Consider the following 14,347-nt stretch of genomic DNA (forward strand, 5'->3'; position numbering starts at 1 on the left):
GCTTTGCAGCACACGTTGAGAATCTTGGAACAACAAACTATGTTATTCCTGTATGGAATTCAGTAAAGCTTCTTCAGGACGGAATCAAGCTTAATTATTCATGGACAAATGCAGGTATAACATTCGGTGTAAATGTTGTAGTTGCTTTGCTGGGAATCGTATGTATAGGCAAACTTTTCAACAGAGAAAAGATAGTAAACGGCTGATAACAGAAAATAAAAAAGCAGGCTATATGCCTGCTTTTTGTTTTTGAACTTATGAAATTTTTGAAATTGCACTCAGTGCAATTCTGATAATTTTTTGATTTGTTCCTCGAAAAATCGGCGAATATGAAAAAATAAGCTTGTAAATTTGCTTCGATTTTTAAAGGATTTTTGATTTTGCACTGAGTGCAAAAACGAAAATTTTTATTGACGGACAGAAAGAATACAGCCCTGAAACAGTGAAATATCTGCTTCAGGGCTGTATTTGTATATGAAGTTTGTCAAGAGATTGTCGTATTAAAGTACACCGATAAGAAGTGAACCTGGGAAGAAGGAAATGTAGCTCTTGAGTGCGTCGTAATCCTTTGAATTAACAGCTCCATCTCCGTTAAGATCATACTGTCTGCTCATTGTAATAATATCAGTGTAACCAAGAGGATCATGAAGCGCAAGCTTATACTTTGATGCTGATTCAATACTCTTTATCATTGATGAAAGTCTTGTAAGATCAGTTGAATTTACAACACCGTCATAGTTAAAGTCGCCTGAGTGAAGAGTGAAAGCTGATAATCCAATAAGGCCTGTACCTATGTAAGGATAGGTAGAAGAATTCTTTGTAGGCATAAGACGGAGATCGCTCTTGTCAAGCTTGCCGTCCCAGTTTACGTCAAGTATCTTGTAAGCACGGGAATAAGGTGTGATAGTTACTAATTTATTGATATATGCTTCAAGAACAGCTGTATCTTCTGTAGTAATCTTCTTGTCGCCGTTGATATCGCCCTTCATAGGCATGCTGCCTAAAAGGTTTATTCTTGTGTCTACGCTTGCAATAATATTTGCTGCGTTTGTGGCAGCTGTTGTTGTAGCTGCGTTAGCTGTTGCAGCTGATACGCTGCAAGCCATAAGTACTGATGTTGCGAGAGCTGAAAGTGTCTTTTTAAGTTTCATTTTTTATATCTCCTTATATTATGATTAGTTTTTGTTATTTATGATGTAGTTATCAGTTAAGATCAATAAAGACGGTAGATAATAGGATAGGATATATAGCTTTCCATAAGATCAACGTCCTTTGAGTTGACAAATCCGTCATGATTAAGGTCGTGAAGATCGTTTCTTAATAACGGAGATATATATGATGTTGTATTTACTATTCTTCCGTTTATTTTCATATAGGATGGGGATGGGATTCTTTTTGAGTCAAGATTATTGTTAAGGTTAGAAAGATCCTTTGAATCTACAACACCGTCATAGTTGAAATCTCCTGTGCGAAGAGTATAAGCTCTAATAATTGAAATGAGAGGTATTGAAGTTGTAGGAGATTTCTTTAACATGATATCAAAATCTGTGCTGTCAAGCTTGTCGTCCCAGTTTACATCGAGTACACGGTAAGCTGTAGAATCCTTAGTTATCTTGATAAGGCCCTTAAGGTATACATCAAGAACGGCTGCATCTTCTTCATTTACTTTCTTGTCGCCGTTGATATCGCCTTTCATAGGCATTGTTCTGCGTAATTTAATAAGTGAATCTATGCCGCTTACAAGCTTTGCGCTTGATGCTACCTGAGCATTTAATGTTGCGGTTGCTGCTGTTGTTGCTGCGTTAGCTGATACAGCTGATGCGCTGCAAGCCATAAGTGCGGATGCCATGATCCCTGTTGCGAATTTTCTGAATTTCATTCTCATATTCTCCTTCTTGTTTTGTTATTGATTTTGGTTGTATGATTATATTGTTGTCTGAATTGCGTTCAGATCAATAAAGACGTATTAATGGGAATGTGGATATATAGCTGTCTAAAAGGTTGATATCCTTGTAGTTTACATATCCGTCCTGGTTAAGATCGTAGATGCTTGGTCTTTTGCGGATTATTCTGCCTACTGCATCATATTCTGTCTCGATCAATGGCTCGACCATGATAGGATCGTCAATTCTGATGATAGGATTAAGTACTATGCCGTTGGTGTTCTTTTTAAGGATAGTGAGGTCCTTTGAGTTTACAACGCCATCGCTGTTGAAGTCACCTGTGTGAAGATAGCTGAAGTCAAGTACAGCCTTGTTGTACTTCTTTGGCATAAGAAGCTGATCCTTGACATCAAGCTTGCCGTCCCAGTTTACATCAAGTACACGAAAAGCTGTGGAATTCTTATTTATATTGATAAGGCCCTTAAGGTATACGTCCAGAACAGCTGAATCTTCTGTTGTAACCTTCTTGTCGCCGTTGATATCACCCTTCATAGGCATTGTTCCGCGTAATTTGATCATTCTGTCAAGATCGTTGACGAGTTGTGCACTCTTTGCTACTTCAGCATTTACTGCAGCTGCTGCGTTAGCGGGTACAGCTGAAAGGCTGCAAGCCATAAGTGCGGATGCCATGATTCCTGTTACGATTTTTCTGAATTTCATTTTTAATTCCTCCTGAAGATGTTTGTAATATTATGTATGGATTTATTGAAATTTTTGGTTTTGCACTCAGTGCAAAATGAAAAATTTTATGTCGTTGATAAGTTGAAAAAAGGCTGTATTTCAGTGTTTTTAGTTTAACTACTGTTTATACGGCAGTTTGATTTTTAGTGTTTTTTATGATGCCAAGCTCTTTTACTTTCTTGTAGAAGCGGTTGGGCTTCATGTTGAGCTTGCTCATTGTCTTTACGGCTGTCTGTCTTCCGTCTGTCCAGTTGATACATTCCTTGCGGAATTCTTCTTCATTGAATGGGAGAGGCTTTCTGCCGTGGTATTTTCCTGCGCGCTTTGCAATTGCGATGCCTTCGCGCTGACGCTGAAGTATCATTTCTCTTTCAAACTCGGAAAGTCCTGCAAAGATAGTCAGCATGAGACTGCCCTGTGGAGTTGATGTATCAAAGTTTTCCTTGATGCTTATGAGGTTTACATTCTGGTTATGAAGATCGTCTATGATAGCGAGAAGATCCTTTACATTTCTTGCAAGACGGGAGTATTCTGTAACGATGACAGTATCTCCTTCGCGGACGTAGTTGCACATTCTGTTGAACTGTTCGCGGTTTGTATCCTTTGCACTCTGTTTGTCAATGAAGATCTTTTCACATCCAAGCTCTTTGAGTGCAGTTATCTGGCGAGCTTCGTTCTGTTCAATGGTGCTCACTCGTGCATATCCTATTTTACACATTATTATCGATCCTTTCTGTTTGGTTTAAGTAGTGTTTCGTTTGAAAATATGTATATTTGTTAAAACAGAGTCTAAAGAAATATAAAAGAGGCTTTTGTTTAGGGTATACCCTAAACGATCGGATTTTAACCGATACCGATACAGATGTCGATTATACAATCGTCAGAGTCTATGGTACCGTTTCTTACTACGATGTAGTAAGGCTGTGTCGAAGCCTGAAAATCATGTTCCTTGATAAAGTTGTGAAGAATGTTCTCTGTTTGCGGAAGGTCATTTAAATTGCCTTCGTGCCGGATAATTACTGCATTGTTTAGTTTGAATATGGGTTTGTAGTCGTATTCCTGGCATTTTTCTATTTTGCCTTTTACAGGGATAAGTATTTCTACATTGACCATTTCATCATTGACATGATCTTTTTCGGCAAATATTATGTTGTCGTTTTTCTTAAGATCAAGCACGTGGAGATTATCAGAAATGTACTGGGTAAGTTTCAGAATATCCGAATGCTTGACTTTAGTATTGTAGCTTATTAGATTGTTGAGTTGAATGTCTTGATGTTCTATTATCTGCATATTTTACCGTTCCTTTCTGATTTGGATTTTGTAATTAGATTATACCCCGAAAAAGCGGAACAGTCGATAAAATAAGAGCCAACAAGTAGATTTTTGAAGTGAACGACTATTTGGAGCAAAGCATTATTGGATACGAAATGAAAATTTTTGAAATTGCACTCAGTGCAAATCTAAGAATATTATATATGAAATGCCTGTTTTTCGGGATTTGTGATAAAAATGACTATGGCCGCATACTATATGCGGCCACAATCGATTCTATAATGATAAGGAGAATGGTTCTATATTTCAAACCGTTATCCGTAAATTGTTTTATTCTATGAAGTTCAGTTTCTCAAGAAGCCATGATATAGCCTTTTTGGAGCCGTTTATCGACTTTGCACGAACGATCATGCCGTTTTTGAGTTCGTGAGTCTCGCCCTTCTTGTTTGAGAGCGATGTATCGGTGAGGCTTGCCTGAGCAACATAGTAGTTCATTCCTGAGTCGTTTGAGATAGAGTCAGCTGAGATAGATGTGATCTTGCCTGAGAGCTTGCCGTACTCGCTGTATGGCAGAGCATCGAATGCATAATCTGTCATCTGACCTACGCTTACCTTTGATATCTCGCTTTCAGGGATATAAAGCATTACCTTGAATCCTGTGTTCTTAGGAATGATGCTGCACAGTGAATTGCCAGCCTGCACCATATCACCACAGTTGATATCATTGATGAGGGTAACTGTTCCGTCAATAGATGCCTTGATCTCGGAATTAGTGATGTTTCCTTCAAGTTCAACCAACTGAGACTCCAGCGATGTGATTGTATCGTTGAGAGCGTCGATCTCTGAACCGATAGCTACAATAGCTTCGTTCTTGAGTTTATCTGAAGATAACTTTTCATAGTTATCAGTATTGGGGGTTCCCTTCAGCGAAAGTTCAAGACTCTTCTTTGATTCCTCAAGAGAAGCGATCTCTGCTTCGGCTGAATTTATAGTGATCTCGATTTTTGAGAGATATGTGTTTTTGAGAGTTGCGAGGTCCATAGCAGCACTCTGGTATGATGTTTCTGCATTGGAAACGTCGTAGGAGGATACTGCTGAGCCGCTGTTTGTGAGGTATTCGTTGTAGAGCGCGTTATACTCTGTAACAGCTGAGCTGTACTCGCTTATCATTGAATTATAGGTATTTGTGAACTGTTCATATTCAAAGTTGAGGTCAGAATTTGATGAAGTGAAAGCTCCGTCCTGTTCAACTGCTGCCTTGAGTGACTTATAGTCGTTCAGTGCACTCTGGAGCTGCTCGTTTGCGCTGTCGTTGATGAGCTGATTCTCCAGGAGAACGATCTGTGAACGGATATCAGATAGATATGAGTTCTTATAATCCTTTGCAGACTGGTAAAGAGTTTCAGCGTTCTGCTTCTTTGTATCTACCTGTACTGTTGAAACTATGTTGTTCACCTGAGCCGAAAGCTGCTTTGCAACAGTGTCATATGAATTTCTTGACTGGTCATAGATGAGCTTTGCCTTTTCATAGTTTGCCTTATATTCATTGTATTCTGCCATGACTACGCTGTCGCTGCCTGCAAACTCGCTGTCTGTTCTGAGGCAGTTGAGGAGAGAGTTGTATTCTGCGATACGTGCATTCTTTTCAGCTATACTGTTATTGATAGAAACGATCTTGTCCTGTTTCTCTTCCTGTGAAAGGCTGTTGTTGAGGATAGTATTGTCTACTTCCTTTGCTGAGAGAAGAGTACCATTCTTGTACTGCTCAAATCTGTAGTAGTACTTTGAATCGGAAGCATCGTTCTTGAAAAGGTTCTTGTTGTCCTTGATGCTCTGCATAAGTAGCTGTGTATTAGCGAGGTCTGCCTTGCTTGAAGCAAGCTTTGTTTCGATTATGGATTTCTGCTTTGATGCATAGTCTGAGTCAAGAACGAAGAGCGTATCTCCTGCCTTTACTTCCTGACCTTCCGAAACACAGATCTGTTTCAGCTTGCAGCTGCTTGATGCAAGTATAGAGCTTGCTGATTCGTTTGTCTTTACTTCGCCAGTGATATTGGTATACTGGTCGATCTTGAAGAAGCACATAGCTACGATAGCTGCTATTACGAATGTACAAAGAATGTAGATGAACCACCTGATCTTGGGAGATTCCTTACTTTCCATTACTTCGCGGCTATCTGAGATGTCATTTAAGTCGAGAATGATTCCTTTCAAATTAAAAGCCTCCTTTATTTAGTTGTCTGCTGAACGAACATCGGATAAGCGATAGTGCATATCTCTGTCTTTGTTTCTTCATCAGACTTCTTTTCATCTGTTGAACTGTTGCCTGTATCGGAAGCTTCAGCAGTTTCTGTTGTCTCGGCTGCTGGGGTCTCCTCTGATGCTGCGAGCTCTGCGGCTCTTTCGGCTGCTTCTGCTACTGTTACTATTGCAGGTGTGGTCTCTGTTTCCTCGACCTCAGGTGATTCTTCAACAGCAACAGCGTCAATTGCCTCGGTCTCTTCAAAGATAGACTTGTCAGGGAGCTGATCCTTCCAGAGCTTGTAGTACTTGCCCTTGCTCTCGAGAAGTGACTTGTGAGTACCCTCTTCGATGAACTTGCCCTTTTCCATAACGAAGATCTTGTCACACTTCATAATTGTGCTGAGTCTGTGTGCGATGATAACTGTAGTGATGTTCTTTGAAAGGCTGTTTATAGTCTTTTCGATAGCCTTCTCGGTAATGGAGTCAAGGTTACTTGTAGCCTCGTCCATGATGAGGATATCAGGCTTCTTGAGGAGTGCTCTTGCAATAGCAAGACGCTGCTTCTGACCGCCTGAGAGGTTTGCGCCGTTTTCTTCGAGCATTGTGTCGTATCTCAGAGGCATATTATTGATGAATTCATCTGCCTTACTGAGCTTGCAGGCTTCGATAATGTCCTCGAGTGTTGCATCTTCGTTTCCGAGCATGAGGTTTTCCTTGATAGTACCGCTGAAAAGGAAGATATTCTGTGAGATATAAGCTATCTTGTTTCTGAGGCACTCGAGATTGATGTCCTTTATGTTGTAATCTCCTATATAAATGTCGCCTCTTTCTAAAGGATAGAAATTCATAAGGAGCTTGGAAAGAGTTGTTTTACCTGAACCGCTTCCGCCAACGAGAGCGATCTTTTCGCCTGCCTTGATATCCATGTTGATGTCTTCAAGTACAAGCTTTCTTGTTCCGTATCTGAAATCGAGGTTTCTGATCTTGATGTCCTTGTTAAGTGACTCGGGATTGAGCTTCTTGTGCTCTGTTTCAAGCTTTTCTACTTCAAGATCGAGGATCTCACTGAGTCTTTCAGCTGCTACGATAGCTGTCTGCATTGTAGGCTGGAGATTGATGAGGTTCTTTACAGGATCGAGGAAGTAAGCAAGAAGTGCGTTGAATGTGATGAGGCTTCCGAGTGTCATATTGCCGTTGAGAACGCTTACAACACCTACCCAGAGGATAACTGTCACACCGATAGTTGAAACGATGTTTGTGAGTGTCTGCTGAGCGTTTGTGATCATTCCGCCCTTGAATATGCTCTTGAGGAACTTTATAAAGAGTCTGTCAGTCTTTGCCTGAGCCTTGTCTTCTGCATTGAATGCCTTAACTGTTTCGATACCATTGAGTGTTTCTACGAGATAAGAAGTAACCTGTGCGTTGTTTTCCATCTGCACTTCGTTGATCTTCTTTACAGGCTTGTTGAATGCAAATACGATGATGCTGTAAAGAGCGACAACGATAAGTGCGATGAAGAACAGTGTGTGGTTCTGCTTATAAAGTACGATACCGCCAACTAAAGCCATGAGGGTATCGATCATAATGGTAAGTGTGGCACTGGAGATAGCATCTCTGATCTTTGATGCGTCTGCAAATCTTGATACGATCTCACCTGTTTTTCTTGTGCCGAAGAAATTCATCGGGAGCGCCAGAACATGCTGATAATAGCCCAGTATCAACGGGATATCTAGCTTTTGTCCGAGGTGCAGCATAAGATGATTTCTGAAGGCCTCTAAAACTGCCTTGAAAATGTATAAGCCTATGACTCCTACTGATATCGCCAATAGGGTCTTATGCGTCGAATTCGGGACTATGTCGTCCATTATCAATCGGAAATAGAACGACGTCAGTATTCCGAATACCGTGATAAGCAATGATGATAAGAATATATTTACAATAAGTCTCTTCTGAGGGAACATCAAGCCGAAGAAACGAGAGAGAACTCCCTGATTTTCGTTGCCCTTCTTGAATTTTGCTGTAGGTACGAGGAAGATAAGTACACCTGTCCATACCTTGAAGAAATCTTCAGGCTTGTATTTTACGATGCCCTTTCCCGGATCTGCAACAATTACCTGATTCTTTGTTATCTTATGGATAACTACATAGTGAAGAAGACTTCCGTCAACTACTATATGTGCAATGGCAGGGAGCGGAAATTCACTGAAGAATGCTTCCTTGTCACCCTTTACGCCCTTTGCTGTAAAGCCGAGCTGTTCGGCTGCCTTGATCATACCATATACGTTAGTACCCTGTTTATCGGTACCTGCAACTTCTCTGATCTTTGAAATGGCTATGTTGAGTCCGTACTGTTTTGAGATAGTAGCCAGGCATGCTGCGCCACAATCTGTAATGTCGTGTTGTTTTACACAGTAGTATTTCATAAAATCACGTTCCTTCTTTTTGGATTTAAGGTTTGTTTTATTACATTTATGATTATACTGTATGGTCTAACCTTTTGCATCTTATTGAGAGTAAACGGGATTTTTATGAGAGTAAAAAATAAAAACGGTAAGAATATAATTTCCTTACCGTTTTTATTAATGATCTAATTGTGTAGATTAGCGATTTTTTCTGCTAACGCCAGCAGCTGTACCGATAGCAGTACCAGCAGCGATAAGTGCACAAACTACTGCGATAACAACCTCGCCGCCGTTTGTATCCATAAGGTCCTTTGTATTGAGATCTGTAAACTTATTCATTTTTATATTCCTCCGATAATTTTATAGATTAAGCAAGTACGTATGTAAGGCCATAGCTAACAGCTACACTGCCAGCGAAAGCTGCTGCATATATGATGATTGGAAGAACTCCACCATCAATGTTTTCCATCTCTACTGCATTAAGCTCTGCAAATCCATTATTCATTGTATATTCCATTTTTATATTCCTCCGTAATTATTAGTTATTGTAGATTAGCGATTTTTTCTGCTAACACCAGCAGCTGTACCGATAGCAGTACCAGCAGCGATAAGTGCACATGTAATTAATACGACATCGTCTATACCTAAAACGCCGCCATCTGTATTCATAAGTTCTTTTGTATTAAGATCTGTAAACTTATTCATTTTTATATTCCTCCGATAATTTTATAGATTAAGCAAGTACGTATGTAAGGCCGTAGCTAACAGCTAAGCTGCCAACGAAAGCACCAGCGTAAACGATGAGCGGAATGATACCACCATCGATGTTTTCCATTTCTACAGCGTTAAGCTCTGCAAATCCATTATTCATTGTATATTCCATTTTATTTTCCTCCGTAATTATCAGTTATTGTTAATTAGCGATTTTTTCTGCTAACGCCTGAAGCTACACCGATAGCAGTACCAGCAGCGATGAGTGCACAAACTACTGCGATGATAACTTCTCCGCCTGATGTGTTCATTGCGTCTGATTCAGAAAGCTCTGCAAATCCATTATTCATTGTATATTCCATTTTCAATTTCCTCCGTAATTTTTATTGATTATGATCTGTTCTTTCTGCTTTTTGCTGAAGCTACACCGATAGCAGTACCTGCAGCGATAAGTGCGCCAACTACTGCGATGATAACTTCTCCGCCTGATGTGTTCATTGCGTCTGACTCAGAAAGCTCTGCAAATCTATTATTCATTGTGAAATCCATTTTTATATTCCTCCGTAGTATTATTGATTAAGCAAGTACGTATGTAAGGCCATAGCTAACAGCTACACTGCCAGCGAAAGCTGCTGCATATATGATGATTGGAAGGATGCCACCATCGATATTTTCCATTTCTACAGCGTTAAGCTCTGTAAATCCATTATTCATTGTATATTCCATTTTCAATTTCCTCCGTAATTTAGTTTAATTAGCGATTCTTTCTGCTAACACCAGCAGCTGTACCGATAGCAGTACCTGCAGCGATAAGTGCGCAAGTAATTAATACGACATCATCTATACCTAAAACGCCGCCATCTGTATTCATAAGTTCTTTTGTATTGAGATCTGTAAACTTAGTCATTTTATATTCCTCCTATTAGATATATTTACTTCTTTAATGTAGACAGCTTATATGCAGTAGCAACTGCTGCTCCTGTACCGACAATTGCAAGAATATGAGATTGTCAGCAAAGAAGGTGCCGCCGTCTGTGTTCATAACTCGTTTGCGTTAAACTCTGAAAATCTATTATTCAGCGTGATTCTTTTCTTCAGCCTTCAATTTTTCTTCTTTACATTTCTTATTTGCATACCAGAATAGTGGCACATAAATCAGACTTACTAATCCTGATACACGTAAAAATGCAAATGTATTTGTTGTCTGAGATGATACTGTCATCAATGTGAAGATGAACAGGAATAAAAGTGTTATAAAAAGTGCAGTATATGTACTAGCTTTATTTTTCATTATTATTTCCTCCTTAGAAATTGTTTCTATAATTATTGATTTCTAAAATCTGAATTTCTGGATATATAAAAGCACTATATTACTTGAATAATTTGCTTATAAGGTAACTTGCAAGTATAACTGGACCAAGTGCTGGACCTACAATACTTACACTGCCGCCATTTACTTTATTCATTTCCTTAGAATTAAGCTCTGTAAATTTAGTCATTTTATTTTCTCCTTTATTTATATATTTTTTACTTTGAATACTTGTTTGCAAAGTAACCAAGAATCGGTGCTGCAATAACCGGTGCTGCAAGTGGGATAAGGATAACCGGGAATCCACCGTCTATATCGTTCATTTCCTTAGAATTAAGATCTCTAAAATTAGTCATTTTTGTTTTCTCCTTTATTTATATATTTTTTACTTTGAATACTTGTTTGCAAAGTAACCAAGAATCGGTGCTGCAATAACCGGTGCTGCAAGCGGGATAAGGATAACCGGGAATCCACCGTCTATATCGTTCATTTCCTTAGAATTAAGATCTGTAAATTTAGTCATTTTTATTTTCTCCTTTTATTTTATAATTTTGATATGATTTAATTTATTATTATCTATATATTGGTATAATAGGACCTGATACCGTGATGAATATCTCAGGATGAGAAATAATGTAATTTGCAATTGTAGATATTACACCACCGCCATTAACCTCATTAATATCCTTAGTATTAAGATCTGTAAAATTAGTCATTTTTGTTTTTCTCCTTTCAATTTATTTATCTGTAATTATATAGTTATATTATCTATAAAGCCAGTAAGGAACTGGTCCTGTTGAAGCAATAAGTAATGTTGCAAGAGTAGTTGCAATACTGCCGCCATTAACCTCATTAATATCCTTAGTATTAAGATCTGCAAAATAAGTCATTTTATTTTCTCCTTCAGATTTATTTATAAAATTATTACGTGTAATTATGTATTAGACCAGCGAATCAAAATGTTGCCGATTGTTCTGAGTGCTTTAGAAACAGGGCCGTTACCGCCGCCTGTTACTGTATCTTTTTCATTAGCTGAAAGCTCTGTAAAATTCTTGCTCATTCTATTTTTCTCCTTTATATTTCTTCGTGATTGTTGATTAGAAATTGATAACATATGACAAGACAATAAGTTTTGAGCCTACGACTGCAGCGGCCTTTTTAGCACCACTTATTGGGATGCGTCCTCCGTCTACAGTGATTGCTTCGTCATTATTAAGCTCTGAAAAACCATTATTCATTGTATATTCCATTTTATTTTTCTCCTTTTTACTTTATAATTTTCGTGTTTTAATTTACGTATATTAAAAGTAATTAGTTTACCTTAAAATCCATACTGGATAAAGTGGATATGAAGGAACAGTTGTATAAATAATAGCCTTAGCTGCTGTCTGAGCAACCTTTGCGAGTGTAGATGCAACACTACCGCCATTAACCTCGTTCATATCATTAGCATTAAGATCTGTAAAATAAGTCATTATTAGTTTTCTCCTTTCATATTTTTAGAAAATCAGTTTGTATTTTGAAATTGCTGTATTAATCTATATTACAATTATGCAAGCCAATACCTGATCTTATTAAGTATTGTATAAGGAAGTTTTGAAGGCCATACATAACCGCCATTAGTCTTAGTCATTTCCTTAGAACTAAGTTCAGTAAATTTAGTCATATTTGTTTCTCCTAAAAATATTGATTATAAAATCCCAGTTCCCAGACTAAAGTGTTCCTTAAGCCATTGAGCTACAGTCTGAACAAGACCGCCGCCGTTGGTTTCATTCTTTTCTTTAGCTGAAAGCTCTGTAAAATTCTTGCTCATTTTGGATTTCTCCTTTATTGCATTTTAGCAAACTACTACAGATGATCTTATGATAAATTCCAGAACATCTGCCCATGTAATACGTCCGCCGTCTACAGTGATGATCTCATCATTATTAAGCTCTGAAAAGCCGTTAGTTACTATGTAATTCATGTCTATATTCCTCCGCTATTAGCGTACAACCGGTCTTACGACAGGAAGTGTAATGCGAATAGGTGGATCGATCCAGATGAAAGGTCTTCTGATTCCGACAATGCTTCCGCCGTTTACGGAAACGAGATCTTTAACATTAAGATTTGTAAAATTAGTCATTTTTGTTTTCTCCTTTTATCTTTTATGTGTGAATATTACTTGTGGAAGTGTTGCTGTAAACTCAGCCAATGCAGGTGTTGGTAAGGTAATAATCGGATTATGTACTACATAATTTATAGCAGCACCAACAATTTCCTTGACACCTCCGCCACTTACCTCTGTCATATTCTTAGCATCAAGCTTTATAAAACCATTGTTCATCATAAGTTTTCTTTATTTATACCAATCAATATGGAAATGTTGTGCGGTTTTTCGGATTATAGATCGGTCCGGGATTAGGGAAAAGGATATCTCTTACATTAGAGATAAATATCATTCCGCCATTTACCTTATTGAGTTCATTTGCGTTAAGTACGATAAAATTAGCCATCTTTGTTTCTCCTTTTTCTATGCTGCAATGTATAAATTCTGCCTACTGACGCAGGATAATTCACCGTGTCGATTTCGAGTTGATACTTTGCATTTAAATTAAGCCATATAAGATTTGTTTTCTATAGTTATTAGTTATTTTGGCAGTAAGAATAAACTTCGCCTACTATTGCTACAGCTAATGCGCCCATAGCTATAAGTGGAAATACAAATCCACCATTTGTTTCGTTCATATCTTTAGCTGAAAGTTCTGTAAATTTAGCCATTTTTATTTTCTCCTTATATTTCATTATTAAATTGTATTTCTGTAATAAAAATCTTATCATTTTGCCGCACTCAGGCTCGATATGATATTTCTATCATATCTCTGTTCAGAAAAGTCTACTCTCGGCATATGTATAAATGGCACTCTTTTCGTATCTCTTTATACGTATCATCATTACTTCTCTGCCTGTTTCATAACCTACTTTAGCCTGCTCTGATATAGCCTGATGCTGACAAATATATTTTCTTGTATTATATACTTATAAATATTCTAAACTCAGTTAGAATGCTTATTTTCCCTTGTTAATGTTTATCCTAAGATAAACGAGCAACTCTGAAGGTTCGGGATCACTTTAACCCGAGGACGTATCGGAAGTATGTATCTGCCGCCTATAAGTTTGCCGACAGTTCCGACGTTCACCTTATCGAGTTAACTTGCGTTAAGTACAACAAAGTGGTTCATTATTATTTTTCCAATATTTTATAATTAGTATATTATAGAGTATGCCTCTATTTTAGCGGCTTTTGTAACCAGTATAAAATCCATAAGCACCAACAGTAGCAGCAATTACACCTGCTACAATAGCTGCTGTAGTCACAATGATACCGCCATCTGTCTCGTTCATATCTTTAGCTGAAAGCTCTGTAAAATTTTTCATTTTATATCTCCCTTATTTAACAAGTTTAATTGTGAATGGAAATACTGGCATTGAACTCGGAATATTTGATCCTCTCCAATAGCATCCGCCATTCATTTTATTAAGTTCATTTGCATTAAGTATGATAAAATTAGCCATTTTTATTTCTCTTTCTTATAGTTATAAATTGCTATGATTATTTTCTTATATTAGTTTGTATTTTAGATTACTTCTTTAAAGCTGCACCAACATAACCTGCTACTGCTCCTGCACCAATAACAATCAATGGTACAAGTGGCAATACCAAAAGTCCACCATCAGTTGCGTTCATTTCTTTAGCTGTAAGTTCTGTAAATTTGCTCATTTATTTTTCTCCTTTATTAAATTTA

General features: G+C 37.9%; 34 protein-coding genes. 1 reads left to right on the forward strand and 33 read right to left on the reverse strand.

The window, feature by feature from the left end:
- On the forward strand, positions 1-206 hold a 206-nt coding region (locus tag QZZ41_RS07365), incomplete at its 5' end, for a hypothetical protein (protein WP_295069950.1).
- A 294-nt stretch (positions 207-500) separates the two neighbouring features.
- On the opposite strand, the gene QZZ41_RS07370 is transcribed toward QZZ41_RS07365, so the two are convergent.
- The 33 genes from QZZ41_RS07370 to QZZ41_RS07530 all read right to left on the reverse strand — a co-directional run bounded on the left by QZZ41_RS07370 (position 501) and on the right by QZZ41_RS07530 (position 14,322).
- The gene (locus QZZ41_RS07370) at positions 501-1,151 is read right to left on the reverse strand and encodes a dockerin type I repeat-containing protein (RefSeq protein WP_295069951.1); all 651 of its coding nucleotides are present in this window, start codon (positions 1,149-1,151) and stop codon (positions 501-503) included.
- 62 nt (positions 1,152-1,213) lie between these two features.
- The gene (locus QZZ41_RS07375; RefSeq protein WP_295069953.1) at positions 1,214-1,879 is read right to left on the reverse strand and encodes a dockerin type I domain-containing protein; all 666 of its coding nucleotides are present in this window, start codon (positions 1,877-1,879) and stop codon (positions 1,214-1,216) included.
- A gap of 73 nt (positions 1,880-1,952) precedes the next feature.
- Positions 1,953-2,603 carry a dockerin type I domain-containing protein gene (locus QZZ41_RS07380; RefSeq protein WP_295069955.1) on the reverse strand — a complete coding sequence of 217 codons (651 nt, stop codon included), beginning with the start codon at positions 2,601-2,603 and terminating at the stop codon, positions 1,953-1,955.
- A 145-nt stretch (positions 2,604-2,748) separates the two neighbouring features.
- Entirely contained in the window at positions 2,749-3,342 is a 594-nt protein-coding gene (locus QZZ41_RS07385; protein ID WP_295069957.1) for a recombinase family protein, read from the reverse strand.
- A gap of 125 nt (positions 3,343-3,467) precedes the next feature.
- Positions 3,468-3,914 carry a hypothetical protein gene (locus QZZ41_RS07390; protein WP_295069959.1) on the reverse strand — a complete coding sequence of 149 codons (447 nt, stop codon included), beginning with the start codon at positions 3,912-3,914 and terminating at the stop codon, positions 3,468-3,470.
- A gap of 312 nt (positions 3,915-4,226) precedes the next feature.
- Positions 4,227-6,110 (reverse strand): HlyD family efflux transporter periplasmic adaptor subunit, encoded by a 1,884-nt coding sequence (locus QZZ41_RS07395; protein WP_295069961.1) that lies wholly within the window; start codon positions 6,108-6,110, stop codon positions 4,227-4,229.
- A gap of 14 nt (positions 6,111-6,124) precedes the next feature.
- Positions 6,125-8,563, reverse strand: a complete 2,439-nt coding sequence (locus QZZ41_RS07400) for a peptidase domain-containing ABC transporter (protein WP_295069963.1) — start codon at positions 8,561-8,563, stop codon at positions 6,125-6,127.
- Between the two features lie 177 nt (positions 8,564-8,740).
- On the reverse strand, positions 8,741-8,881 hold the full coding sequence (locus QZZ41_RS07405) for a class IIb bacteriocin, lactobin A/cerein 7B family (RefSeq protein ID WP_295069965.1): 141 nt from the start codon (positions 8,879-8,881) through the stop codon (positions 8,741-8,743).
- 28 nt (positions 8,882-8,909) lie between these two features.
- A complete protein-coding gene (locus QZZ41_RS07410; protein WP_295069967.1) occupies positions 8,910-9,059 on the reverse strand; it encodes a class IIb bacteriocin, lactobin A/cerein 7B family in 150 nt (49 codons plus the stop codon).
- Between the two features lie 35 nt (positions 9,060-9,094).
- The gene (locus tag QZZ41_RS07415) at positions 9,095-9,247 is read right to left on the reverse strand and encodes a class IIb bacteriocin, lactobin A/cerein 7B family (RefSeq protein ID WP_295069969.1); all 153 of its coding nucleotides are present in this window, start codon (positions 9,245-9,247) and stop codon (positions 9,095-9,097) included.
- A gap of 28 nt (positions 9,248-9,275) precedes the next feature.
- Entirely contained in the window at positions 9,276-9,425 is a 150-nt protein-coding gene (locus QZZ41_RS07420; RefSeq protein ID WP_295069971.1) for a class IIb bacteriocin, lactobin A/cerein 7B family, read from the reverse strand.
- 34 nt (positions 9,426-9,459) lie between these two features.
- Positions 9,460-9,615: a hypothetical protein gene (locus QZZ41_RS07425; RefSeq protein ID WP_295069973.1), complete on the reverse strand. Its 156-nt coding sequence runs from the start codon at positions 9,613-9,615 to the stop codon at positions 9,460-9,462.
- A gap of 28 nt (positions 9,616-9,643) precedes the next feature.
- Entirely contained in the window at positions 9,644-9,802 is a 159-nt protein-coding gene (locus QZZ41_RS07430) for a hypothetical protein (RefSeq protein ID WP_295069975.1), read from the reverse strand.
- A gap of 27 nt (positions 9,803-9,829) precedes the next feature.
- The gene (locus QZZ41_RS07435) at positions 9,830-9,979 is read right to left on the reverse strand and encodes a class IIb bacteriocin, lactobin A/cerein 7B family (protein ID WP_295069977.1); all 150 of its coding nucleotides are present in this window, start codon (positions 9,977-9,979) and stop codon (positions 9,830-9,832) included.
- A 28-nt stretch (positions 9,980-10,007) separates the two neighbouring features.
- Positions 10,008-10,160, reverse strand: coding sequence for a class IIb bacteriocin, lactobin A/cerein 7B family (locus tag QZZ41_RS07440; protein ID WP_295069978.1), 153 nt, complete (start codon positions 10,158-10,160; stop codon positions 10,008-10,010).
- Between the two features lie 165 nt (positions 10,161-10,325).
- Entirely contained in the window at positions 10,326-10,544 is a 219-nt protein-coding gene (locus QZZ41_RS07445; protein WP_295069980.1) for a hypothetical protein, read from the reverse strand.
- A 79-nt stretch (positions 10,545-10,623) separates the two neighbouring features.
- Complete coding sequence (locus QZZ41_RS07450; protein WP_295069982.1) at positions 10,624-10,752, reverse strand: bacteriocin; 129 nt, start codon at positions 10,750-10,752, stop codon at positions 10,624-10,626.
- Positions 10,753-10,780: 28 nt separating this feature from the next.
- Positions 10,781-10,918 carry a hypothetical protein gene (locus QZZ41_RS07455; RefSeq protein ID WP_295069984.1) on the reverse strand — a complete coding sequence of 46 codons (138 nt, stop codon included), beginning with the start codon at positions 10,916-10,918 and terminating at the stop codon, positions 10,781-10,783.
- 29 nt (positions 10,919-10,947) lie between these two features.
- Complete coding sequence (locus tag QZZ41_RS07460) at positions 10,948-11,085, reverse strand: hypothetical protein (protein WP_295069986.1); 138 nt, start codon at positions 11,083-11,085, stop codon at positions 10,948-10,950.
- A gap of 49 nt (positions 11,086-11,134) precedes the next feature.
- Positions 11,135-11,278 carry a hypothetical protein gene (locus QZZ41_RS07465; protein ID WP_295069988.1) on the reverse strand — a complete coding sequence of 48 codons (144 nt, stop codon included), beginning with the start codon at positions 11,276-11,278 and terminating at the stop codon, positions 11,135-11,137.
- A gap of 48 nt (positions 11,279-11,326) precedes the next feature.
- Positions 11,327-11,452, reverse strand: coding sequence for a hypothetical protein (locus QZZ41_RS07470; RefSeq protein WP_295069990.1), 126 nt, complete (start codon positions 11,450-11,452; stop codon positions 11,327-11,329).
- Between the two features lie 44 nt (positions 11,453-11,496).
- On the reverse strand, positions 11,497-11,622 hold the full coding sequence (locus tag QZZ41_RS07475; protein ID WP_295069992.1) for a hypothetical protein: 126 nt from the start codon (positions 11,620-11,622) through the stop codon (positions 11,497-11,499).
- A 37-nt stretch (positions 11,623-11,659) separates the two neighbouring features.
- Positions 11,660-11,812 (reverse strand): hypothetical protein, encoded by a 153-nt coding sequence (locus QZZ41_RS07480; protein ID WP_295069994.1) that lies wholly within the window; start codon positions 11,810-11,812, stop codon positions 11,660-11,662.
- 66 nt (positions 11,813-11,878) lie between these two features.
- The gene (locus QZZ41_RS07485; protein WP_295069996.1) at positions 11,879-12,037 is read right to left on the reverse strand and encodes a hypothetical protein; all 159 of its coding nucleotides are present in this window, start codon (positions 12,035-12,037) and stop codon (positions 11,879-11,881) included.
- Between the two features lie 215 nt (positions 12,038-12,252).
- Complete coding sequence (locus QZZ41_RS07490; protein ID WP_295069998.1) at positions 12,253-12,375, reverse strand: hypothetical protein; 123 nt, start codon at positions 12,373-12,375, stop codon at positions 12,253-12,255.
- Between the two features lie 24 nt (positions 12,376-12,399).
- Positions 12,400-12,528 carry a hypothetical protein gene (locus QZZ41_RS07495; protein ID WP_295070000.1) on the reverse strand — a complete coding sequence of 43 codons (129 nt, stop codon included), beginning with the start codon at positions 12,526-12,528 and terminating at the stop codon, positions 12,400-12,402.
- 18 nt (positions 12,529-12,546) lie between these two features.
- Positions 12,547-12,687 (reverse strand): hypothetical protein, encoded by a 141-nt coding sequence (locus tag QZZ41_RS07500; protein ID WP_295070002.1) that lies wholly within the window; start codon positions 12,685-12,687, stop codon positions 12,547-12,549.
- Positions 12,688-12,702: 15 nt separating this feature from the next.
- The gene (locus QZZ41_RS07505) at positions 12,703-12,891 is read right to left on the reverse strand and encodes a hypothetical protein (protein WP_295070003.1); all 189 of its coding nucleotides are present in this window, start codon (positions 12,889-12,891) and stop codon (positions 12,703-12,705) included.
- Between the two features lie 22 nt (positions 12,892-12,913).
- Positions 12,914-13,057, reverse strand: a complete 144-nt coding sequence (locus QZZ41_RS07510; protein ID WP_295070005.1) for a bacteriocin — start codon at positions 13,055-13,057, stop codon at positions 12,914-12,916.
- A 130-nt stretch (positions 13,058-13,187) separates the two neighbouring features.
- On the reverse strand, positions 13,188-13,322 hold the full coding sequence (locus QZZ41_RS07515) for a hypothetical protein (protein WP_295070007.1): 135 nt from the start codon (positions 13,320-13,322) through the stop codon (positions 13,188-13,190).
- A gap of 513 nt (positions 13,323-13,835) precedes the next feature.
- Positions 13,836-13,979, reverse strand: coding sequence for a class IIb bacteriocin, lactobin A/cerein 7B family (locus QZZ41_RS07520; protein WP_295070009.1), 144 nt, complete (start codon positions 13,977-13,979; stop codon positions 13,836-13,838).
- Between the two features lie 12 nt (positions 13,980-13,991).
- Positions 13,992-14,117 carry a hypothetical protein gene (locus QZZ41_RS07525; protein WP_295070011.1) on the reverse strand — a complete coding sequence of 42 codons (126 nt, stop codon included), beginning with the start codon at positions 14,115-14,117 and terminating at the stop codon, positions 13,992-13,994.
- Positions 14,118-14,184: 67 nt separating this feature from the next.
- Complete coding sequence (locus QZZ41_RS07530) at positions 14,185-14,322, reverse strand: hypothetical protein (protein WP_295070013.1); 138 nt, start codon at positions 14,320-14,322, stop codon at positions 14,185-14,187.
- Positions 14,323-14,347: the final 25 nt, after the last annotated feature.

It is taken from the genome of Ruminococcus sp. (assembly GCF_016283395.1).